Origin of the sequence: Ligilactobacillus pabuli, from assembly GCF_022836475.1 — a bacterium.
GTDB lineage: Bacteria > Bacillota > Bacilli > Lactobacillales > Lactobacillaceae > Ligilactobacillus > Ligilactobacillus pabuli.
In genome coordinates this window covers 49,480-73,176 of record NZ_BQXH01000012.1, presented here as the reverse complement: position 1 = coordinate 73,176, position 23,697 = coordinate 49,480, and the positions used below count along the sequence as shown (strand labels likewise).

Below are 23,697 nucleotides of genomic sequence, written 5' to 3'. Positions count from 1 at the left end.
AGATGCAATTAGAAAAATTAAAAATCAGTAATTTTAGGCAGTTCGAGGGCGATAACGTGCTTGAATTCGGATATGGACAACAAAATGTGACCTTGATTAAAGGGACTAATGGTGCAGGTAAAACAGGGATCTTTAGGGCAATAATGTTTGCTCTATATGGTGACCATTACCTTGAACAAGACACCACCCGAGAAGACATTCACTTAGTAAATAGTAAACTGTTAAATAGTACAGGTTTACCAATGACAGCAACGGTTACTTTATATTTTAGACATAATGATGTTTCATACCTGATTAAAAGAAGTTTGACTGAGTTTAAGTCGGATAATAAAACGTCAGTTGCAACTGAAGGAGCTGAGTTCGGTAAATTTTTAGCCGACAAACAACAATATCAGAAAATTACTGATAATATTGATCAGGTTCGCGTTGAGGTTAATAATATCTTACCGCAGAATATTCGGAAGTTTTTCTTCTTTGATGCTGAAAAATTAGATTTATTAAGTGGACTTCAAAATGGCGGATCAGTTGCGAAAAGTATTAAAACAGGTGTTTTTGATTTATTACAATTAAGCAATCTTGAAACGGCTTCGAAAGTGTTTAATCAGGCTGCACGAGATCAAAGTAAAGAGCTGTCAAATCAGTTAGGTGATCAACAATTTAAGGAATTAGAAGATAAAATTGAAACGACTAATAATGATTTATCCAGGTTACGTGAAGAAAAAAGTCAGATAATTGATGAAATTGAGACTGCAAAAAAAGAAGAAGAATTAATTAAGCAACAAATCGCTCAGAATAGAGATGATCGCGCACAGGCAGAAATTCTAAAAAACAAAGAAGAGACGTTAAGTAGTGAGCGGTACGCTTTAAATGAAGTTATTAATGAAGCAATAGGACGAATTGATGATACTGCGATCGATGTTGTTTTGGGGTCGGTTGACAAAGCGGGAATTAAAGTTGAAAATATCCAAAATCAGCGTTCAGATAAATTCGCTAAAGCTATTTTAACCGAATCTTTGAATAATAAAGTGTGTGCTTTGTGTGGAAATGACTTAAGTGCACATCCTGAAAATGAAGAGCATATTCAAGTCCTGTTGAAAAAGTTTCAAGTTTCAGAAATTTCAGGAGTTTTAAATATAGTTTCAAATTCCTTAATGTCAGCCAATAGTAGTAGCCAGGGGATCCAAGCGGCCGTTACCAGAAACTATCAGTCAATAGTTAATCATGAAGACAAGATTAACAAGCTAGAACATGAAATTGAACAAATTGGTAGTCAGATTACTATGTCCCAAAATGAGTTGAAAAATATAACTAACAAAGAACAGCATACTTTACCAAACGTTCAGAGTAATATTTCGACGATGACTGAAAAAATTGGAGTTAAGAAAGACCAGATTACGAAGCTGGAAAATAAATTGCAGGAACTTGAAGCTCAACAGGAGCAAGTGCAAATTAAAGATAATAACTTAAAGGTTAAACGTGATGCTGTTGCACGTTTGAAGAGGATCGGTAAAGAAATTGACCAAATTATAGATACTTACTCAACTTATAGTAAGGAACAACTTGAGAAACAGATGAAAGTAATTTTTAACCAGATTATTACTGCAGAAGATCGTTCATTGATCTCAGATATCAAGATTAGTAACAATTTTGAGCTTTCTGTGATTGGGAAAAATGGTATGAGTATCTTAAACGATATTTCAATGGGACAAAGTCAGATGCTCTCTTTGGCATTCATTACTGCCCTAGCCACAGTGGCCTCTAAAGGGAGAAATAACGTTGATTTTCCATTGTTTATGGATACACCATTTGGTCGGTTAGATGTTGAAAACCGAACAAATTTGATTAAAAATATTCCAAATATGACTAGCCAATGGGTTTTACTGGTAACTGATACTGAGTTAACTGAAGGAACAGAATTACCAGTCTTCAAGCAAGAAAATCGGGTGGGCAAAGTTTACAGTTTAAATAAGATGGATGATGGAACAACTAAAATAGTTCCTGAAGAGATATAGGAGGATAATGATGGACACAAATTTTCTTAGCTCAGGAACTAGTTTAATTAAGACATCCTCCAATGTAGAAGATGTTTATGAAGTGCTATCTAGAGAATTAAAAATGAAGACCCATAGTATTTTTATGTTGGGATTTTGTATCGGATACCATTCGGGGCAAAAATGTGAACATTTAGAATTAAAGGGGAAGGAATTTAGGTCTTCTTATTTATCAGAAAAGCAGCAGGGAATTTTATACGCTGTTGGAATTAATGAAGGAATCCTGGATGAGGATTCAGCTAGTTATACAGACCCCCAAAAGCAACAAGCTTTACGTAAACTGTGGTTGGAGTATTCAGCAAGTGGCTTATTACAGTTAAAGGCCAAGTTTGAAGAGAACGGCAAAGCACTTGGAGATCAAAAGAAAATAGATTTATTAAGTGGAATTCTGCAGTACTTTATTGACAGTAAGGAAGAAATACCATTTTAACTAAAACACGGTCACCAGATCCTAATTGTTAGGACCCAGTGACCGTGTTTTACTTTTTATTCGTTATCGTTTAATGCACGATATAAATTAACGTTAACTGAGTGTTCTAGTTTTAACGTAAAGTTGACTAACTTAGTTTCTTTACCGTCAGAGTTAAATTTCTTTTCGTTTTCAGCGCTAGTTACGCGGGCAGAACCCAAGTAATAGAAATCATTACCTTCACGCTTGTCATCATCTGACTTTTTAACAAAAAGCTGAATCATGCCAAAGTCAGGTTGGTTAAGGACAATGCTTTCTTGACGACTATCAACGGTTCGACCACTCTTAGAAAACCAGCGCATTGTATTATGGTCGATGAACTGATCTTCATAGGCCATTTTATTTTGGAATTTTTCTGTTTTCTCTAATGCAATGAAGACTGGGAAAAATTTTTGATCAGGGCGCATGATATAACCACCGACATTTTGAGCATTTTGTTCACCATACCAGTTTAGCAGCTTAATAACGTCACTACGGTAATACTTTTTGCCAATTGTAAAACGTTGGTCTAACGCAAAACCATCTCTCTGTAGCTCAAAAAGGTTAGCCGCCAGTAGGTCAAGAACATAGTGCTTAAAATTGGGATCTGCCAGTTCTACATTAAATGTTTCACTTAATTGCCAGCTATCGTTTTGCGTGTCCACAATCGAAATTTCACCATATTTTTCTTGGTTCTTGTTCATAAAATATGACAAATCAAAAATTGAAGCAACATTGGTTAAAGTTTCTTCATCATAAAAGACATGAGATTGATCCAAAATTTGGGTAACTTGTTGAGTAGTGAGCCGTTGCTTTTGAATTAATTCTTGTAAAATCAACGATTCTACTGGTCGTTTTGAAACTGCAATCTCTCTAGAAAGAAACAATAAGAATTTTTGCTGGTGAGCATTAAATTCCACTGGAAATTCTTTTTCGAATTTTTGTTGCATCAGGTACATCGTTTTGAATTTTGAAATAATATCTGCCACATTCACGTTTCCACGACGAGCGAAGTCGATTAACATTGGAATTCTACCAATTTTATTTTTGACACTGTCATAAGCTTCTTTAAAACGTTTCATTGAATCTAATTTAGCTTGTCCAACAGCTTTTAGCACTCGCTTTTTGGCAATTTCTTCAAAGTTAATGGTTGAAACTCCTCTAATACTAGGTGAGATAATCTGTTTTCGAATTTGTTCTTTATTACTTGAATGTGACTTGTCAAAGGCCATCGGAATCATATAGTTCTCATTATAGTTACCGATAAAGTCCAGGACAGTTACAAATTCTTTACCAGGAGCTTTTCTTAAGCCACGTCCAAGCTGCTGCAAGAAGATAATGCTAGATTTAGTGGGCCTCATCATTACGATTTGGTTTAAACATTGAATGTCGACACCTTCGTTAAAAATGTCTACGGTCAAAATATATGAAATTTCACCATCTTCTAAACGACGAACAGCTTGCTCTCTTTCTGCAATCGAGTTTTTCGAATAAACGAATTCTGCTTTAATTCCACGATCAACCAGTTTTTTGGCTAACTCTATTCCTTCAGCAATTTTACTAACGAAGATTAGTCCGTGAACGTTTGGTTGACGTGGACCATAGTAGTTAGTTTTATCTACAATATAGTCCACACGTTCTTCTGAGACTAAATCTTTCAGGCTGGATGTGTCAGTGATTGTTTCGGCATCTTTTTCATAATCAGTCACACCAATATAGTGAAAAGGTGACAGTAAATCATGATCCAAGGCATCAAGTAGGGAATTTTCATAAGCTAAATTATAGTCAAAATACTCATAAACGTTGGTCCCATCAGTTCTTTCTGGAGTTGCAGTCATTCCTAACAAGAATTCTGGTTGGTAAAAATTCAAGACTTTTTGATACATGGTTTGCTCCTGATCATCGTCACGTTGACTAACGCGGTGAGCCTCATCAATTAAGATGTAATCAAAGGCGTCAGGACCAAACTGTTCTTGAATTCGTTGGCTTGAGATCATATTAACTGTTGCAAACGTATATTTACAATCTAAATTGTGCTGACTACCACTCAAGATACCATAGTCAGACTCAGAACCACCCAAAACCTTTTTAAAACTATGCATGGCTTGCTGTAAAATTTGTTCTCGGTGAACAATATAGAGCATTCTTTTTGGTTTGAAGTTTTGTACGTCAAAAGCTGCCAAATAAGTTTTCCCAGTCCCAGTGGCTGCGACAACCAGCGCTTTTTTGGCATTTTCCTGGTCACGTAATGCTGTTAAAGCAGCTAATGCTTCGGTTTGCATGGGATTAGGTGTTGGTGTTTTATCTTGGTATTCAGGTTCTTCAGCCACCTGGAAATACTGGATAGATTTGTTTGGTTTCCAAGTTAACCGATAGTTTTCAACCCATTCTGAGGTGAGAGAAGTTGATTTTTCCCAAAGGTCGTCTAGGTTACTTTTAATTTTATTAACAACTTCACCACGTTGAGTCGAGGTCACACGTAGGTTCCACTCGAAATTACTTTTCAATGCATTTTGAGTAAGATTAGCACTCCCAATAATGGCACTTTCAAAGTTACCGTGATCAAAGTAGTAAGCTTTGGTATGAAAACCATCTTTGTCTAATAAATGGACATCAAGATTTTTGATTTGTAAGAGATCTTCAAAAGCTTCTGGATCGTTAAAGTTTAAGTAAGTGGACGTGATTAACCGTCCGTGAATATTTTTGTGAGCTAAGTCAGTGAAAACCGATTTTAGATCAATTAAACCACTAGTTGTTACAAATGCTACAGCGATAGTAAAAGTTCTTGAGGTTCGTAGTTCATCTTCAAGAGTAGCTAAAACCGTGGTGTCATTCTGGTTAGTGACTAAAGAAGGCTGGTAGATTTCTTGTGATTCAACTTGGCTATTCACAAAACCAAAGTTAATTGCCTTGGAAATCTCTTTCTCAGTATTCATACCTGAAACCTTCCTTAATTAGTTCTTGAATTACTGGGACATCGGTGGGGGCCCATTCTAATTGACCAGCTTCTTTTTCATCGACCCAGCGTAATTCATCATGCTCAATGGTTTTAACAATCTGACTGTTCAAACGAACATAGTAACAGTATAAAATGATTTCGCCAAAGTCATATTTAGCATCACCATTGATTGTAAAAGGTTCAAAGATTGTTGATTGTGCACCGAATTCTTCGCTTAATTCACGTTCTAAAGCTTGTTCAGGAGTTTCCCCAGGTTCAATTTTTCCACCAGGAAACTCCCAGAGTGAACCAAGTGAACGGCCAGCTGCACGTTGGGCTGCTAAAAGCTTGTTATCTTTTAGGATAATTGCGCCGACAACTTCAATTTTTTTCATAAGTAAATAGCTCCTTTATTTTAAATATTAGTGGTGCTAGTTGGATCAAGAGTATTTACTTACTATCATATATTGATTTTAATGTTTTGTATAATTTATTTGCCGCGAAAATTATAATTCTATGTTGATTAGTTGGGAGAACAAAAGATTCTTTGCTCAAAATCCACTATTTTATTCTGCTTTAATTTCAGCTAGGCGTCGCTGAATTTCTGCCCGTAGTTGAGCTTTATGTGCTTGGCCTGCTGCACTTTCTTCAGGAGCTTTAAAGCCGGGTTTAGCCCATTCAGGGAGTTGTTCTTTTTGCTGAACTGGTCGCTGATGCCGTCTACTGGATTTTTGTTGAGACAATTCGCGCGTTCGTTGTTGATAATGTTGCTCTTCTTGTTCTAGCGCTTGTGCGACTGATACAACTTTATTTTTCTCGTAAGAATCAAAGACGCGAGTTAAATAACGGTCAGCACCTCGAGCGGAAACATTAGATTTCAGCGCGTACTCGAGCGCGTGATAGACTAACTCATTGCCAAACTGGGTGATCCACGCACTCAAATCTTGCTGGGCAATTGAATTTGGAAAGCTCCAGTTAGCTTGCCAGAGTTCCCAGGGATTCTTTACATTTTGCTCAGGTGTGACTGAAGTCAAAGGGTTTGGGTCTTGAACTGTGGTTTGTGGTTGTTTCAGGGATGGTTCAACTGCCTGAATGGCCTGACTACTACAACTACTATTCAGTGCTTGGTTCTTTAAGTTCTTAGTACCTTCAGTACTTTGTAGTTGCGGTTTTTCCGTCTGAGGTTTAGCCATTGTCGGGTGAACCGTTGCTGAAAAACCTGCTTGCGGTAAGTTAGCTGGACAATCATTTAAGAGCCAATCTGTACTACCAAACTTGCCATTTTCAGCGCGCTGTTGAATTCGTTGAAGATAACCACAGACTTCCAGCTCTTTGAGGGCGGACTTGATTGCTGTAATGCCATCGTGCTCACTATGCTTGACGAGTTCTGTGGAATAGAATTGCCAGTTATCTGGCTTTGATAACATATAAATTAATAAACCACGAGCTTTAAATGATAATCGCGCATCTTCAAGGACCTGATTGTTAATGATTGAATACTTTTTTGTACTTTTGTTTCTGATAATTGCCAAAATAATTTCCACCTTTCAAATTAGCCTTCTATCTTAATAACGAAATTTAGACTGGAAATGTAAAAGGCTTTTACGAAAATTAATCGAAAACTAATTTAGGAAGGCTAATTTTTCTGTGGAGTAAAAGTTTGAGGTACCAGTAAAAATTTAAAATTATTGGTAAATTAGTCGATAAACTACTTATAATGATGGTAAGAACTTTTGGCATCAAAGTAGCAACAATTTTTTAATTGGAGGAATGTGCATGTTAGGCTTTTCAATTTATTTGAGTGCGGCTGTCACAGAAGAGGTTAAGCAACAGATCGACTTATATAAAACCTCGGGCTTTCACGGAGTTTTTACGTCGCTGAACTTGCCGGAAGATGATCCGGAGGTTTTGTTGGACCGGCTGGGTGAACTTGGGGCAAAGTGTCAGAGTCGTCAGTTAGAATTAACCGTCGACGTCTCGCAACAAGCATTGGAACGTTTGGACTTGAGTCTGGAGCACTTGAGTGAGATCACTGAGCTTGGGGTAACACGCTTGCGGATTGATGATGGGCTGGCAATGGAACAAGTCGCTCAGCTATCTCACGAAATTCCATTAGCGTTAAATGCCAGCACTTTGAGTGTGGAAAATGTTGATGAGTTGCGCAAAAATCAAGCGGACTTTAGCCAAATTGAGGCCTGGCACAATTTCTATCCACGTAAGAATACCGGTTTGGATGAGAATTGGTTTAGGAGGCGCAATGCTTGGCTGCAGGCCCAAGGTTTTCAGGTCACAGCTTTTGCACCGGGCAACGAATTGCGCGGGCCAGTCTTTGCTGGGTTACCAACTCTTGAAAGTGGACGGACCAAACATCCTTTGGCAGCCGCAATCGATCTCTTGCGTTTGAATACGAACAATGTCTACATTGGTGATGCTGGTGTCCATTTGACAACGTTGATCCAGTTCGTGAATTATTTTGATCAACAGATAGTGATGGTGCACGTCAAACCAAATGGTGACGTCCCCAAGTATTTATTTAATAATCGCTTATGGCATCAACGGCCAGATGTTGCGCGTGATGTCGTCCGAATCGAGGAAGCTCGGCATGTCAAACGCCCAGCGATTTATCCTGAAAATACCGAGTTGCGTACTCGTGGAGCAGTTACCTTAGATAACCAGGATGCTGGCCGGTATGAAGGTGAGCTGGAATTAGTTAAGCGTGAGCTGCCAGCTGATCAGACTGTCAATGTGATTGGACATGTTGTTCAAAGAGACCTTGATTTGTTAGAGGTATGTGGGGCAGGACAGACGATTCAATTGGCATGGAGTTAAAAAACAGAGCGGAGTAGCCCGGTTAGTGCTCATCTTCTGGGCTAAGTAGCTCGACTATGAAAACAAAGCGAGTGTTTCCTAATTTGAATAGGGAGCACTTTTTGTTGTGCTGTTGCTTTTGTAATAGTTCAAGTGTTTAAATAGTAGTAGAGTTATTACATATCGACAGGGAGGGGCGCACGGTGAAAAAAGAAGAAATGGCAACAGCTTATCAGGAAGCAAGAGAATTCTTAAAAAACAAGCAAGCTGACCAGGCGCGGCCCTTATTGACTAGGATCTACCAACAAAAAGCAGACTATCAATCGGTCGCTTATTATCTGGGGAAGGCTTGTTACCGCCTGAAAAGTTATGCCAAGGCGACCCGCTATCTAAAAAAATACTTACATCAACAGAAAAAGACCAACCGTGCTCAAGTCTATCGTTTATTGGCGCACGCGGCGATTCAACAAAATCAGCTAGAAGATGCACAAGAATACATTCAGGCAGCTGGTCATGCGGGGATGGCACCAGAAAAACTCGCTAAGGTGACGGCGGCCTTGGAACAGCACCAGAAAAAAGCTGCCGAAAAAAAGGCGCACCTGGCTGAATTAAAAGAGCGCGGCTATGCCCAGTTGAGCTTTCAGTTTATCAAATTAGCCAAAAATGGGACCCCAATCGCCAAAGCGGAAGGTTCCAAGTATCAAGGCAAGTATTTCTTTATCAACGGGATGACGGTTAAAAAACAGCGGGCGTTTGCCGATGGGGAGTGGCACGAACTCGACGTGACTTTACCCAAACCAGCAGACTTTCCGGGTTATTTAGTCGTTTCTGTGACGGACCTGCGGACTTATTACAAGGATATTATCCCTAAATTAAAGGAACTTCGTTACCGTTCCGCCATCAATGACTGGATGGAAGACGACCCGTTTTTTGCCCAGCGTTGGGAAAAATCGCGGGTCTTTTCACTGTTATTGCTGCCAAGCTTTGACAAAGAAGAAATCGAACAAATTTTACTGGAATATGACTTATTGGACAACAAGGCCCAAGAGCACCTCCAAAGCTGTGACGACTTAATTATGTTGAAGTCATTGGGTGAAACGATGCCGGTGGCGCAAAGTCACTTGATCTCAAACCTCGACTTATTGCTCGACTTTGGTTACATCTGCCCAGATAACTGCAACAACACCCTGCACTTACGCGAAAAATGTGCGGGGGAACGCTATTTACGCGAACTGCTGGCCGAAGACGGTTGCCCGGTCCACCATTTAAAACAGTCTTTTGGGTCCTTCAAACCGACTGCCGAACAGCAACACTTTATCGCCTGGTTGAAAAAATCTGACCGGCGTGTCGATGCTTTACTTGGTGTCGGCGGCAGCGGGAAAACCTACACTTTGGGCAAAATCTTTAACACGCGCAAAGTTTTAGCCCTCGCCCCCACGCACAAGGCGCGGATCAACCTGATCTTAAATGGCTTCACCAACGCTCAGACGATCCAAAAGCTGGGCTTTGACATCGATAATGGATTCGATGACAGCGACTTTTTCCATGAGTACGGCGACTTCGACACGATCATCATCGACGAAATTTCCATGGTGACCCAAGACATCCTGGTCAAATTGATGCAGACTTTTGGCCACGGGGTGCGCTACTTATTCTTGGGCGATGACCGCCAGTTACCGCCTGTGACTAACGATACCGAGGCACTTGCGGTGGCGGGCAACGTGATGGAACTCCTGCAAAAGAAGGGGCATGCCTTTTACTTTCAGGACAACATCCGCTGCCAGGACCCGCAGACCAAGAACTTTATTGCGACCTGCCGGGCCAAAAGCTGGGACGGAATCAGTGGGGCGCCGCGGTATTTCCATGAAACCTTAAAGGAAATGCTGCGCTACAAAAAAGACCACATCGATATCAGCGAGTGCATGATCTTAGCCTACCGCAACTACAACGTGGCTCAGATCAACCAGGCCTTTTTCAAGGTGCTGGCTCGTGATAAGCAAAATGTGGTCCCCTTTGAGATTGACAACAACAAGGGGCGCGGCGGCTTTTTCGTCGGGGCGCAGGTCGTTTTTTACGAAAACGGCTGGGCTGGTAAAAACTACACTAACAGTGAGTTTGGTGTGGTGACCGGCGTGTCTTTGCCGACTGAGCGCAGTCAGGGCGAGATCAAGGTCAAAACTGATTTGAATGAATACAAGTTACCGCTCAAAAAAGCGAAGAAAGATTTACTGTTGGCCTACGCCATTACGATCCACAAGGCGCAAGGCAGCGGGGCCGATAAAGTCTACGTGGTCGAGACCGGCAATTACGAGCTGGCCTACACGGCAGTTTCACGGTCTAAAGGCGCGCTGAGCTTTGTGAATATGTCTGAGCAGCAGCTGCTCGATAGTTTGGAGCGGCCGGCTGCAGTTAAACAAAATGTGTATGTGTGAGATAACTAAATAAAGCTGGTAGTCAACTGTCAGGAACGCACTGTTTCTGGCTTGTGACTACCAGCTTTTTTGTCGTGGTTTGGCCTGTTTAGTTAATGAACAGCTGCTGTAAAAGCCGACGCATATTTGCCCGCGTTTCGGCTTTAGTCTGGGTGTCGCGGTGTTGAAACCACCACATGGCAACTTGGCGAAAGGTCCCCAGTAAAGCATTGGTTAGGAAGTCGGTATTCGTGGGCAAATCAGGGTTTTGGGGGAGAAAATCCGTGACCCTTTTTTTGACTTCTTTAGTCAGATAAGTATCGATCAGTTCGAAAGAAAATTGTCCGAGCAAGTCAGGAGCTGCATGGATCAAGATTTCTTGATAACGTTCCAGCATTTCCATAACTTTATCAAAGCACAGCATAAAATATTCCAAGGGGGTCGTCGGTCTTAGTTTCCAGCGCAACCTCTGAGAGCGTGTCTTCTTGGACCGAGATAAAGACAAACTGGATGAAGTCATACTTATCTTTAAAGTGTTTGTAAAAGGTAGGGCGCCGGACCTGAGCTTGTTCGCAAATGGCGTTGACAGTAATTTTATCTAAGTTTTTTTCTTGTAGAAGTGACAAAAAAGATTGGATCAATGCATCATAAGTTTTTTGGACGCGTAAGTCGAGTGTTTTATCCATGATGGGGGCTCCTTAATAATTTTAATGAACAGTTAGCGAGCTCGACTACAAACAGCAGCAGTCAGAAACATGTGGGTGCTGCTGTTTTTTGATTAATTACTGCTGGACGGCAAGGGTTTCTGGCTGTTATTTGGCGGCAAATGGGTTATGATTAACCATGAGAACGAAACTGAAACTGGAGCCATTAAGGAGGCAGATCCAATGAAATATACTTTAGCTGACTTGAGCCAGATGATCGACCACACCAATTTGCATGCCGACGCATCTTTTAACGATATGGTCAAATTATGTAATGAAGCACGACAATACAATTTTAAGATGGTCGCGATCAACCAGACGCAAACAGCGACCTGCGCGAAATTGTTAAAAGAAAGTGCGGTACACGTCGGGGCAGCCATCAGCTTTCCGCTGGGGCAGACTACCATGCGGGCCAAAACTTTTGAAGTTCACGATGCCATCGAAAAAGGCGCCGACGAAATTGACTATGTGGTTAATTTGACAGCGGTAAAGAATGGCGATTTCGACTATGTTAAAAACGAGATGCAGACCATCGTCCAACTGTGCCATGACCGCAATGTGTTATGCAAGGTAATTTTTGAGACCTGCTACTTGACGAAAGACGAGATCCGTAAAATTGCTGAGATCGCCAAGGAGGTCCGGCCTGATTTCATCAAGACGTCAACTGGCTTCGGAACCGCTGGAGCAACGGTGGAGGATGTCAAATTGATGAAGGAAACTGTCGGCGAAGCGGTCGCTGTCAAGGCGGCCGGCGGGATCCGCAATACCGATGACTTTTTGGCAATGATCGAAGCCGGGGCCGACCGGATCGGAACTAGTTCCGGGGTAAAAATCATGACAGCTTTGCGGCAACGGTTCGAACAAGACCATGTCGACAGCCTGGAACTGCGCGCCCGCGAAACGGAAGCTCCCAAAGTTGACGCGGGGACACCGGATGACCATGAAACAATTGGTGAATACGATTTGTGGTCAGACTTATACGAATAACAACAATACTGAAGCGACGCTAGCCCTAAGACAGGGAGGCGCCGTTTTTTTTGTGGCGAGAAGTTGCGGATGCGACCGTTGTTTGACGGAAACAGCGTCGGGAAATGTAAATGCGGTCGTTGTTTGGTGGAAACGACGTTGGAAAATGGGAAAGCTCCCCCAGTTTTGGCGGAACAGGGTTAGCAATCGCAAAAGCTCCCTCTGTTTTGGCGAAACAGGTGTAGCAAACGGGAAAGCTCCCCCAAGTTTGGCAAAACAGGGTTAGCAATCGCAAAAACTCCCTCTGTTTTGGCGAAACAGGTGTAGCAAACGGAAAAGCTCCCCCCGTTTTGGCGAAACAGGTGTAGCAATCACGATAGCCGGTCCAAGTTTGGAAAAGTAAGACCATGAATCACGATAGCCGGTCCAAGTTTGGGAAAGTAAGACCATGAATCACGATAGCCGGTCCAAGTTTGGAAAAGTAGGACCATGAATCGGGATAGCCGGTCCAAGTTTGGAAAAGTAGGACCATGAATCACGATAGCCGGTCCAAGTTAGCCAAAGTAAGACCGGCAATTGGAATCAGCCGGCACCAAACTAACTCAGGGGCGAGCCCTTGCGAGAAAACGTCCGTCAAACGCTGGAGGTGGTGCCTAACATGAGCAGCACACAAGTCGGCCAGGACCAACTGCACCCATTTTCCAGCCGTGAGGGCTTCGTGCTTTGTCAAACTATTATCCACATAATTTGAATATTTTCACGAATATGTGCATAAAAAGTAAAAATGCTTGCAATTGATGTATGTTTATTCTATGATTAAGAAAAATTATTTGGAAGAAGGAATTTAGATGACTAAAGAAAAAGTAGTATTAGCGTATTCGGGCGGCTTAGATACTTCGGTGGAAATTGCCTGGCTTAAAAATGCAGGTTACGACGTGATCGCCTGCTGTATTGATGTCGGTGAAGAAAAAGACCTGGTTCAGATTCAAGCCAAAGGGCGGCAAGTCGGGGCCGTCGCATCCGTTGTGATCGATGCAAAGCAAGAATTTGCTGAAGAATATTGCTTACCGGCTCTTCAAGCTCATGCCTATTACGAAGGAGAATACCCCTTAGTTTCTGCGTTGTCTCGTCCCTTGATCGCCAAAAAATTAGTCGAAGTTGCGCAGCAATACCAGGCCACAACGATCGCTCATGGCTGTACCGGCAAGGGTAACGACCAGGTCCGCTTCGAAACAGAGATCCATGCGCTGGCGCCGGAGCTCAAAATCGAAGACCCGATCAGAGACCAGCACATGTCGCGCGAAATGGAAATTGAATATGCCAAGGAAAATGGGATCCCGGTCCCAATCACCAAAGAAAGCCCATATTCGATCGATGAAAACTTATGGGGTCGTGCCAATGAATGCGGCATCCTAGAAGATCCGTGGGCGACTGCGCCAGAAGATGCCTACGAACGCACGACGGCCTTGGAAAAAACTCCCGACACACCAACTTACTTAGAAATTTCCTTTGAACAAGGGGTGCCGGTCGCACTTGACGGCCAACAGTATCCGTTACATGAACTGATCCAAGTGGTCAACCAAGTTGCTGGCCAGCACGGGATCGGGCGGATCGACCACGTCGAAAATCGTTTGATCGGGATCAAGTCACGTGAGATCTACGAGTGTCCCGGCGCTGAAGTCTTGTTAACGGCACATAAAGACTTGGAGGACCTGACCACGACCAATGACCTCGCTCATTTTAAACCGTTGATCGAAAAGGAAATCGCAGACACGATTTATAATGCCTTATGGTATACGCCGTTGTTTGACGCACTCAAAGCCTTTCTAGCGGAGAGTCAAAAAGAGGTCAACGGCACTGTGCGGGTCAAATTATTTAAGGGAAACGTGATCTGTGAAGGACGGAAATCCAAGAATTCCTTGTATGACATGAATTTAGCCACCTATACCGCAGCCGATTCCTTTGACCAAGAAGCAGCGGCCGGCTTTATCAAACTCTACAGTTTGCCATCCACCGTCCACACCCAGGTCCAACAACAGTTAGCCAAGGCGCCAGAAATGCAGTAGTCAGTCAGAGGGGGAGAAGAAATGGGAACCAATCAAATGTGGGGCGGTCGTTTTGAGGAAGGCAACAGCTCGGAAGTCATCGCGTTTAACGAGTCGATCTCCTTTGACCAGCGTTTGGCCAAACAGGACCTGCAGGGGTCACTCGCACACGTTAAAATGCTGGTCCACACCAAGATCTTGTCGCCAATCGACGGGGCACAGATCATTGGCGGGTTGGAAAAACTGCAAGCACAGTTGGCCGCGGGCACACTCCAATTTTCCAGTGCTTACGAAGATATTCATATGAACTTGGAAAGCTTGCTGCAGCAAGAAATTGGCCCAGTGGCTGGCAAACTGCATACGGCGCGCAGCCGCAACGACCAGACAGCGACGGACATGCACTTATTTATGCAAGAAGAACTTGGGCAAATTAGTGACCGGCTGGTGGACTTGCTGAAGGTGATCGTGACCAAAGCGGACCAGAACGTGACGACTTTAATGGCAGGCTACACTCATTTGCAGCACGCCCAGCCGATTTCTTATGCCCATTATTTAATGGCCTATTATGAAATGTTTATGCGAGACCTCCAACGCTTTCAGGCAGCCCAAGCGAGTGCGGACAATTCACCCTTAGGAGCTGCCGCCTTAGCTGGAACGACCTTTCCAATTGACCGGGAATTTAGTGCCCGTGAATTGGGTTTTACCAAGGTCTACCAAAATTCGCTGGATGCAGTGTCTGACCGGGATTATTTACTCGATTTTTTGAGTGCTGCAGCAACAGTCATGATGCATCTCAGCCGCTTTTGCGAAGAAATTATTCAGTGGAACACGTATGAGTTTAACTATCTTGAGCTAAGTGATGAATACGCAACTGGCAGCTCGATTATGCCGCAAAAGAAAAATCCGGACGTGGCCGAGTTGATCCGCGGGAAAACGGGCCGCGTATACGGCGAACTGTTTTCGTTGTTAACGACGCTGAAAGGATTGCCGTTAGCCTACGATAAAGATTTGCAGGAGGATAAGGAAGGAGTCTTTGATGCGGTGGACACGGTCAAAACTTGCCTGTCATTATTTGCGGGGATGCTTGAAACACTGACAGTGAAAAAGGACCAAATGGCAGCTGCTTTACAAGACGACTTTTCGAATGCGACTGAGCTGGCTGATTATTTGGCCGCACAAGGATTGCCGTTCCGCCAAGCCCATCAAGTGGTCGGCAAATTAGTCCACTATGGCATGGACCACGACTTGCCGTTACAAGAAATGAGCCTGGAACAGCTCCAGCAATTTGCACCGGAAATCAAGGCAGATGTGTATGAAGTTTTGGCACCAAAGCAGGCAGTGGCACGCCGGATGTCCTTAGGGGGAACCGGTTTTGAGCAGGTGCGTGAACAAATCAAGCGGGCACAGGCTAAGTTAAATGGAGAACATCGACAGTCTATTTCACGAAATAATATGAGTGATTGACTGAAAAAAGGGCTGACCAAGTTGGAGGTTAGTCCTTTTTGTGTGGGCGATGGGGAGGGTTGTAACAAGATAAAAAGCAGCCAAAAGCTTGTTATAGCAAACTTTTAACTGCTTTTTTATCCGATATTTCTGTCACCGTCAAAACGGTTTTTTTTGAGAAGTTATGTTAGTGCATAGTTTCTTTTCTACGCCTTGATTGTATCATTCTTTGTTAAAGATATCATTGATTAGTTGCCGAAAGATAAGTCTAATTAACCTAATAGGAATTTAAGTGAGAATAAGCTATTCTGAGAGTTATTTCTAACTGTTATTTTCTATTATGGTTAGTTATTTTTCAGCCTTTTTTATCCTTCAAAGTGTTTGTTGATGGTTCTTAACGTGATAAGCCAAGCCATTAGTAGAAATAAGAACCATAGGGCTGTAAGGGCCGGTTTTGTTATTGTTAAAACGGTAAAAATGACTAATAACAATATTAGTGTAAGAACTTGAACAGTTCGTTTTTTAGTGGGTGTCATAAAAATTATTACCTTCCATCTTTGGGTACGATTAACTTAGTTACTATGAATAGAAATGTTTAAATCTATACAGTAACCGTAACAAACTAAAAATATTTTGTAAAATTCTTTGTTTGCGGTAGAAAAAGTTTTGTTCAAATCTAGTTGCGATTCTGGTGATTATTCAGTCAAAATTATAATTTCAAAAGAGTAAGGTGAGCTATGTTGTGAAAGGGCACCTTGTTATTTTTTGTTTACAACTAGAACATTTGTTCGTATAATAGGAATTGAGGTGAGGAGCATGGTATATAAAAAACGCTTGAAATATAATCCAGCTGATTTTAATGAGGCAGAGCTGCAACATTTTTTTGACTACGAATATCAGGACCGGGGAATGCTCAAGTGGCAGGGCTTCTTTTTATCGGATCACACGAGTGCGCTCAAACAAGTTGGCCGCCAGACGCCGCCAGTCCGCCAACCGCAACAAGCTGACGACGAGATCTCTCGCTTGCTGATGCAGGCCTGGCAAACGAAAAAGCCGGTCACTTTGCAATTGGAAGAAGTCGATGATAATTTAGTGCCGGTCGAAGTGAGCGGGATCGTGGCCGGCTACCGTGAAAACGAAGTCGTGCTCCAACATTTGACTGACCAGCAGACGGCGATGGTTTTGTTAGAGTCCATCAGAAATGTCCGGGCAAAAGAAACTCAGTCGGCAAATGAAGCACCGCAGCCGTGGCAGGACTGGGATTAGAAAAAAATTTAAAAAAAGTTGCCAAATAAAAACTAAAATCGCGTTTTTTTGCGTATCTATTCAGTAGGGCACTAAAGCTCAAATGAATGCAGAAGTGAGGTAGATACAATGAGAAAAGCGATCACGGTGGGGACAACTTTGTTACTGTGCGGTTTGTTAGCGGCTTGTTCTTCTGAGAAACAAGCAGACAAGTCCACGTCGACGAGTCCCAAGACGGGGAAAATTTCTGGTCATCGGACGACGGCCAGTGAGAAAGGCACCGATAAAACGGCAGCAACACCGACCAAGAAAAGCAGTGGATCCAGCAAAGTCTTAGAAATTAACTACGAAGACTACCATTTGCAAGAACAAAAGAAGTATCCGGCTAAGATCACGGATACCAGTTGGGTCGGAACGAAAGTCGTCTTAGATGAGGTGGAAGTGGACCAAGTCAAACCGCAAGAATATGAATCCGCGAACGATGGTAAGTTTGACGTCCATGGTTTTGTGCGCTTGCATTTGTCAGTGACACCAACGCGTGACATTAATTTTTATCCTACTCAGGGAACGGCAATCTATAACGATGGTCAGCAACAAGAAGCAACCGGCAGTGAATCGTGGGATGGCGAAATTGCCAAGGATGCCACGAAAGACGGCTGGGTCTCATTTCCAGTCAAGGATTTAGATTCTGTGACAGACCTGACTAGTGTACGCCTGAAGTTTTCGGCTGACTATGATACGGATGATTACGAAGACGATGGAGCGTACCAGGACTATGATCTAACGTTGAATCTGCAATAAAACAGAGCGGAGCAAACTGGGAGGACTCGAGCACTAGCGGAGACCAGGGCTTAAAAAGACCGTAAAGTTTTCACAATTTTTTAAGAGCTAAAAACAGCTTTATATCCGTTTTTTTAGACGTTTCGCAATTCATTTTGCAAAGCGCCTTTTTTATACACTCGGTATGGGTAGTAACTAGGTGATGCGAGTCCGCTATGAGCTATAGTGGTCGATATTAAAAGTCAAAGACAAAGTTGTCTATCGCGAGGCAGAATATGAAGGAAGTTTTAGTCAAAGAATCAAATCGATGAATAAGAAGTGGCTATAAGTTTGAAAATGGTGGGATGAGGGCCAAAGTCCTTAATCACTCGAAACCTTCATAGTAAAGCCAACTTTTCTTTTGGTACGCTTAAATATGAAATTTTGACTAGCATAATATTTTTCTTTTTTAATATATGATAATTTATACGGAATTTTATACGAATGGTATAATTAAGAGATGACATTGGAAATGAAGCAATGTTTAGATTTTTACATCGGATAAAATGATAGTGGGCCAGTGAATTAAAGAAATCCACGATCAGTGCTTATGTTCAAAGCTATACATTAGTACCATCGAGTGTCATCAATCAATTATTCAGTATCAGTGGAGAAATAATGGGGACAGTTTTACTTCGGTAGTATTTCAGATTATTTGTGCTTGAAAGGACAAGGAGTGATTATTCGAAACCATCCGGAAGTAATACAGAGTTCTATACTAGCGAGTTCAAAAAGCCTGGTTGGGAGAATGCAGTTGGCTATCAAAAAGAAAATTTTATTGATAATTTTTTATGAAGTCCAACAAATATTCATCAAATGAAAATTACAGAAGTTTTTAGCCAATGAAATAGATAATTTGTCTTTTGTTGGTGAGTTTGTCGTAGTTGAAGAAGGATGAATCAATCTTAGTAATCGCCACTAACATAATTGAATTCAATGGATGTAGCCGGAGAATCTAATTATGGTGACAAAGATACTATGATAAAATTAGTCAAAGGAGAATTTGTCAGGTTTGATTTTTCTTTGGATAGTATACTTGAAAATCGGTATTTGGTTGGTAAATTGATTAATATAAATTGCGGCCAATCAGAAGATGATTCAGTTGATCAATGAGTTATCCGAAGAATTGACGAATAAATCATTTACGGGGATGTTAGGTGGGAAATTGGTTTGGAAAGTAGGGTTAATGAGTGCTAGTTTCCTATAAGGATTGACAATTAGTTGTATAAACATCAAAATTCAGCAATCTATAATGGAGGAATTCAGTGAACTTATGATAGAAATGAATGATTCGCAACAGAATATATATACTAAAATAATTAATGAGATTGAAGAATTACTGAATGCTCTTAAAAATGGAAATGAAGAAAATGAGTTTGAAGAATATAGTAAAAATGGAAATGAAGAAAATGAGTTTAAAGAATATAGTAAAGAGGCAATAAATAAATTAAGTGATGTTCGGAATGAAATAAATGAGAATATAAAATCCCTTGAAAAAGATTCAGAATGGGAAACTTTTACTATTGCCTTATATGGAGAAACTAACGCTGGTAAATCAACTTTAGTAGAGAGCTTAAGAATATTGCTGAATGAGAGCAGAAAAAATGAAGAACGACAAAACTTTGAACAAACCAAAATTTTGTTAGACAGTGCAGACAAACGTATTGATGAAAATAAAAAAGCAATAAGTAGAATATCTGAGGAACTTGAGCAAAAAATTTTAGTTAGTAAAAAATGTATTAATAATCGAAAAAATAGAATCAGAAAACTTAAAGCGATATCAGATAGCAATATTTTAAAAATTCAAGTTAAAGTGGATGATTTTAATTTAACGATTTCTGAGATAGACGAAGAAATTGCTAAATTAGGAAATGAAAAGAGTAATTTAAATCGAGTTATTTTAGATAAAATGCTTTCCAGCACATGGAGTATGCTGAGAAGTTGGTTTCACAAATTAGAAGAACAAAAGGAAATAAATTCTCTGACATGTGAAGTAGAACAATTAGAAAAAAAAGTGTATGAAACTAAATCTGAAAAAGAATCACTTGTTAATCAAATGGAAAATATGAAAGCTCAGTTAATTAATCAAGTTCAATCAATTACTAACGAGTGTGAGAGCTTTGAAAAAGAAATTAAATCTTACAAAATGAAGACAGCAGATCAGCAAAGTGTCATTAAAAGTGAATTAGATATTAACGAGCGTAAAAAAAATATGATGGTTGATGATTTGAAGAATTTTAGTGATGGAGCTATTGTGGGCGATGGAAAGTCGGATTTTACACAGACTGTTGGTAAATATTATTTTGAAATTAAGGGTAAAAGTTTTACGATACTTGACCTACCTGGTATTGAAGGAAAGGAAGAAGACGTCCAAAAAGCTATTGATAGTGCTGTTAATAAAGCGCACGTTATTTTTTACATAAGTAAGAATCCAACACCACCACAAAAGGGTGACGATGAGAGTCTGGGGACCATTGAAAAGATTTCTCGACAGCTTTCAAAAAATAGTGAAGTTTACTATATATACAACAAACCGATAACTAGCCCACGACCGTTGAAAGAAGGATTAATCAGTGGCGAGGAGTCGAAGAGTCTTAAGGACGTCGATACAGTTCTATCAGATTTATTTGGAGAAAATTATGCTTCACATAAATATTTAAGCGCATATCCAGCATTCATAGCGTTAGGTAATTATTATGGAGGGAAATTTGATAAATCTAAACAAAAATTTCGGGATAGATTTTTAGATTTGTCAAAAGTACTTGATTTGAGTCTAGTACCAAATTTTGCAAGCTGGATGACTGGTCAGCTAATTGTAAATGTAGAGGAGAAAATTGTAAATTCTAATTATAAAAAGATTTCTCTTACCTTGCAGAAAACGATAGAAGAAATTAATGAAATTCATTCTACATTTAAGAGATTACAAAATACATTGAGTGAAAACCTAGGAATCACTTCTGACAAACTTGATATAGCTGGAAGTATCTATGAACAGAGTTTAAAAAACGCCTCGCATCAATCTATTATAGCGATGAAAAATGAAATGCGTAAAAAGATATATGCGGATATTGATAAAGGAATTGATGATAAATCTTTTGAGCAAATTTTAAAGAAGCAAACTAAAGAGGGGGTAGTTTACTTCACTAAAACTTTAAAGTCACACATGGATAAAGCAGGCAAAGAATTTGTTCAAGAAATATCGGATATCGTCGCTACTTTTCAAAAACATGTTAGCGAGCTTGTCGATAAATACTCAAATTCTATGGACTTTAACTTTAAATTTAATCCAGAGATTAATATAAAGCCAAATATAAATGTTAAAGCTACTGTAGTTGGGATAGCTGAAGGTATAGTTGGTTTAGTTATAATTGCGGTAAATATTACTAATCCAATAGGATGGGTGGAGTTGGTTATGTCATCCTTAGCAATGATTTGGGGTGTTTATAAAAAGATTAAGGCTGCACTCAATGAGGATTTTCATAAAGCTCAGCAGCGAAAGAATGCAGATGAAAATATCGACAAAGTTGCAGCAGAAATGGAAAAAGAACTTAAAAAACAACAATCAGATATCAAAGAAGATATGATTGTTGGTATTGGAGAAATCAAAAAAGGACTTAATAAACCACAGATTCACGTAAAGACTATGACAGAAACGTTTCTGAGAGTAAAAAAAGACATTCAAAAACTCTCGTTTCAAATGAATAAAGAGATAGGAGAAAATCATAATGGAAACAATTGAGCAGTTTAAACAAGAACAAGCAAAAACAATTGAAATTTTGGAAAGACTGTTAGAGTTTGTAAAAGAAGGACAAAGATTTGATGTAACAGATAAGGAAGGCCTGCTTACAAAAATTTCAGCTGGTATCAATGATGTAAAGTCTAGTAAACTTAAAGTTGTTTTAGTAGGAGGCTTTTCTGAGGGGAAAACGTCAATTGCTGCTGCTTGGTCTGGTAATTATGATCCTGATACAATGAAAATCGATATCTCTGAGTCAAGTGATGAAGTTCAAGTATACCACCTGAGCGACTTTGACTTGATTGACACTCCAGGGTTATTTGGGTTTAAAGAAACTGAAAATCAGGTTAAATATAAAGAAATTACTCGTAGGTATGTAAGTGAAGCTAACTTGTTATTATATGTAATGAGCCCTAATAATCCAATTAAAAATAGCCATAAAGCTGAATTGAACTGGCTATTCAAGGATCTGAATTTGCTTTCTCGAGTAGTATTTGTTCTTAGTAGATTTGACGAAGAGGTTGATCTGGAAGATAAAGATGAGTATCAAGAACGATTAAAAATAAAGAAAGAAAATATTATGTCCCGACTCCGCGATTTTGGAATCATTAGTGAATCACAAGAAGTACCAATCGTTGCAGTTGCTGCAAATCCTTTCGGCGAAGGATTTGAATATTGGCTTTCAAACATAGAAGAATATAATGAGATATCGCACATCCCCGATCTGCAGATCGCTACGACAAACCAAATTAAAAATTCGGGTGGGGAAAATGCTTTAGTTTTAGCCACGAGTCAAAGTATTATAAAGGATGTAATTCAAAAACAGATGCCCATTGTGCAACAAAAAATGGTGACAGTAGTTGAAGAAATCAATAGATTTAAAGATGCTATGTCTGACATACAGAAAGAACAAAATAAATCGGAAAAAAGTATTAATGCTGCCAGACTTGATTTGAAAGATTACATTACAGAATTATTCACAGATTTGATACTTCAAGTTAAAGGGACAGACATGCAAACGATTGAAGATTTTTTTGAAAAGAATATAGGTGATGAAGGAATTGTACTTGAAACAAACATACAAAATGAATTTGAACGTCAATTAGGGAAAATATCTCATGAAATTTCCAAAACGGAGATTAATTTTGATTCCAGCTTAAGCCACTACAATAGCATGGTTGGTGACTTGACATTGAAAGGAATTAAAGCGGGTGGCGAATTTTTGAAAAATACTAAAGTTTCGAATAATACGGTCTTAGCAGCACGAAAATTCTTAATGCCAAGCTTTAAATTCAAACCTTGGGGGGCGATTAAACTTGCTAGTAACATCTCGAAAGGTGTTAATGTAGTTAGTTCGTTTATCGGAATAGGATTGGAATTGTGGGATAGCTATAGTGAGGTAAAAAAACAAGAAAAATTTAAAGAAATGAAAAATTCTATTAAAGAAAGCTTGAGTGAGCAACGGAAAGATTATATTGAATTTATCAATAATTCTGATCAATTCTTTGACGAATTTTTCCCTGAGTACAACAATTTGCTTAGTAGAATCAATGAGATGGAGATGGAAATGACTGAACGAGAAAGCTTTATAAATGAGTTCAGACATTGGGAACTAGAAGGTAAAAGTATAGAAGCTGATTTTGAGGTAATTTCTTAAAATTCGAAGGAAATCTTATTATAAATAATCTGATAGTAGATAAAATTTTTGCTGGCTATATAGCTTAAATCCAGTGACATTAAAGCTTCCAAGCTAATTCAAAAAACAGGGAGTCGAACCAGGAGTTAACGTGACTTTAACGTTGAATCTTGGATTTGGATGGGCGGAACTTTGTGTTTTATGGAAACTGAAAAGCGAGAGGGACAAACAGTGATTGTTTTAACTCCAATTAAGCCAGAAAATTTAACAGAAAAATACGCGCACTACCAGGGAACACCAGAGAGTTATCAACAGCCGGATGATTTGAAGGGCTGGCAAAGTACTCAGCCAGTGGGAAAAGAATTGTTGTAGCTAGTCATGGTCACATTTGAAACATAAATTATGAGACACTTTTGCTGTCGCTTTTAGGGGACAGGAAAGTGTCTT

Annotated in this window: 17 protein-coding genes; 12 read left to right on the top strand and 5 right to left on the bottom strand. The window is 40.2% G+C overall.

Annotated features, from left to right (window positions below; translation table 11 throughout):
* The first annotated feature begins 2 nt into the window (after nucleotides 1-2).
* Both LPAF129_RS07160 and LPAF129_RS07155 read left to right on the top strand, forming a co-directional pair.
* The gene (locus LPAF129_RS07160) at nucleotides 3-2,012 is read left to right on the top strand and encodes an AAA family ATPase (RefSeq protein WP_244055495.1); all 2,010 of its coding nucleotides are present in this window, start codon (nucleotides 3-5) and stop codon (nucleotides 2,010-2,012) included.
* A gap of 10 nt (nucleotides 2,013-2,022) precedes the next feature.
* Nucleotides 2,023-2,481: a hypothetical protein gene (locus LPAF129_RS07155; RefSeq protein WP_244055494.1), complete on the top strand. Its 459-nt coding sequence runs from the start codon at nucleotides 2,023-2,025 to the stop codon at nucleotides 2,479-2,481.
* A 56-nt stretch (nucleotides 2,482-2,537) separates the two neighbouring features.
* On the opposite strand, the gene LPAF129_RS07150 is transcribed toward LPAF129_RS07155, so the two are convergent.
* From LPAF129_RS07150 to LPAF129_RS07140, 3 genes are all read right to left on the bottom strand, one after another.
* Nucleotides 2,538-5,435 (bottom strand): DEAD/DEAH box helicase, encoded by a 2,898-nt coding sequence (locus LPAF129_RS07150; RefSeq protein WP_244055493.1) that lies wholly within the window; start codon nucleotides 5,433-5,435, stop codon nucleotides 2,538-2,540.
* Nucleotides 5,425-5,832 (bottom strand): (deoxy)nucleoside triphosphate pyrophosphohydrolase, encoded by a 408-nt coding sequence (locus LPAF129_RS07145; RefSeq protein ID WP_244055492.1) that lies wholly within the window; start codon nucleotides 5,830-5,832, stop codon nucleotides 5,425-5,427. The genes LPAF129_RS07150 and LPAF129_RS07145 overlap by 11 nt, the downstream gene beginning before the upstream one ends.
* Nucleotides 5,833-6,003: 171 nt before the next feature.
* On the bottom strand, nucleotides 6,004-6,969 hold the full coding sequence (locus tag LPAF129_RS07140) for a DnaD domain protein (protein ID WP_244055491.1): 966 nt from the start codon (nucleotides 6,967-6,969) through the stop codon (nucleotides 6,004-6,006).
* 244 nt (nucleotides 6,970-7,213) lie between these two features.
* On the opposite strand from LPAF129_RS07140, the gene LPAF129_RS07135 reads away from it, so the two are divergent.
* Together LPAF129_RS07135 and LPAF129_RS07130 are read left to right on the top strand one after the other, a co-directional pair.
* Entirely contained in the window at nucleotides 7,214-8,266 is a 1,053-nt protein-coding gene (locus LPAF129_RS07135; protein ID WP_244055490.1) for a MupG family TIM beta-alpha barrel fold protein, read from the top strand.
* 182 nt (nucleotides 8,267-8,448) lie between these two features.
* On the top strand, nucleotides 8,449-10,677 hold the full coding sequence (locus LPAF129_RS07130; RefSeq protein WP_244055489.1) for an AAA family ATPase: 2,229 nt from the start codon (nucleotides 8,449-8,451) through the stop codon (nucleotides 10,675-10,677).
* Between the two features lie 88 nt (nucleotides 10,678-10,765).
* On the opposite strand, the gene LPAF129_RS07125 is transcribed toward LPAF129_RS07130, so the two are convergent.
* Together LPAF129_RS07125 and LPAF129_RS07120 are read right to left on the bottom strand one after the other, a co-directional pair.
* Complete coding sequence (locus LPAF129_RS07125) at nucleotides 10,766-11,080, bottom strand: TetR family C-terminal domain-containing protein (RefSeq protein ID WP_244055488.1); 315 nt, start codon at nucleotides 11,078-11,080, stop codon at nucleotides 10,766-10,768.
* Nucleotides 11,067-11,342, bottom strand: a complete 276-nt coding sequence (locus LPAF129_RS07120) for a TetR/AcrR family transcriptional regulator (RefSeq protein ID WP_244055487.1) — start codon at nucleotides 11,340-11,342, stop codon at nucleotides 11,067-11,069. Before LPAF129_RS07120 ends, LPAF129_RS07125 begins: the two co-directional genes overlap by 14 nt.
* Before the next feature lie 201 nt (nucleotides 11,343-11,543).
* On the opposite strand from LPAF129_RS07120, the gene deoC reads away from it, so the two are divergent.
* The 8 genes from deoC (at nucleotide 11,544) to LPAF129_RS07080 (ending at nucleotide 23,622) form a co-directional block, all read left to right on the top strand.
* Nucleotides 11,544-12,347, top strand: coding sequence for a deoxyribose-phosphate aldolase (gene deoC, locus LPAF129_RS07115; protein ID WP_244055486.1), 804 nt, complete (start codon nucleotides 11,544-11,546; stop codon nucleotides 12,345-12,347).
* Between the two features lie 827 nt (nucleotides 12,348-13,174).
* A complete protein-coding gene (locus tag LPAF129_RS07110; protein ID WP_244055485.1) occupies nucleotides 13,175-14,392 on the top strand; it encodes an argininosuccinate synthase in 1,218 nt (405 codons plus the stop codon).
* A gap of 21 nt (nucleotides 14,393-14,413) precedes the next feature.
* A complete protein-coding gene (gene argH / locus LPAF129_RS07105; protein WP_244055484.1) occupies nucleotides 14,414-15,835 on the top strand; it encodes an argininosuccinate lyase in 1,422 nt (473 codons plus the stop codon).
* Between the two features lie 795 nt (nucleotides 15,836-16,630).
* Nucleotides 16,631-17,080: a hypothetical protein gene (locus LPAF129_RS07100; protein WP_244055483.1), complete on the top strand. Its 450-nt coding sequence runs from the start codon at nucleotides 16,631-16,633 to the stop codon at nucleotides 17,078-17,080.
* Between the two features lie 108 nt (nucleotides 17,081-17,188).
* On the top strand, nucleotides 17,189-17,860 hold the full coding sequence (locus LPAF129_RS07095; protein ID WP_244055482.1) for a hypothetical protein: 672 nt from the start codon (nucleotides 17,189-17,191) through the stop codon (nucleotides 17,858-17,860).
* Between the two features lie 1,291 nt (nucleotides 17,861-19,151).
* Nucleotides 19,152-21,617 (top strand): coiled-coil domain-containing protein, encoded by a 2,466-nt coding sequence (locus tag LPAF129_RS07090; protein WP_244055481.1) that lies wholly within the window; start codon nucleotides 19,152-19,154, stop codon nucleotides 21,615-21,617.
* Entirely contained in the window at nucleotides 21,604-23,271 is a 1,668-nt protein-coding gene (locus LPAF129_RS07085; protein ID WP_244055480.1) for a LeoA/HP0731 family dynamin-like GTPase, read from the top strand. Before LPAF129_RS07090 ends, LPAF129_RS07085 begins: the two co-directional genes overlap by 14 nt.
* Before the next feature lie 180 nt (nucleotides 23,272-23,451).
* A complete protein-coding gene (locus tag LPAF129_RS07080) occupies nucleotides 23,452-23,622 on the top strand; it encodes a hypothetical protein (protein WP_244055479.1) in 171 nt (56 codons plus the stop codon).
* Nucleotides 23,623-23,697: the final 75 nt, after the last annotated feature.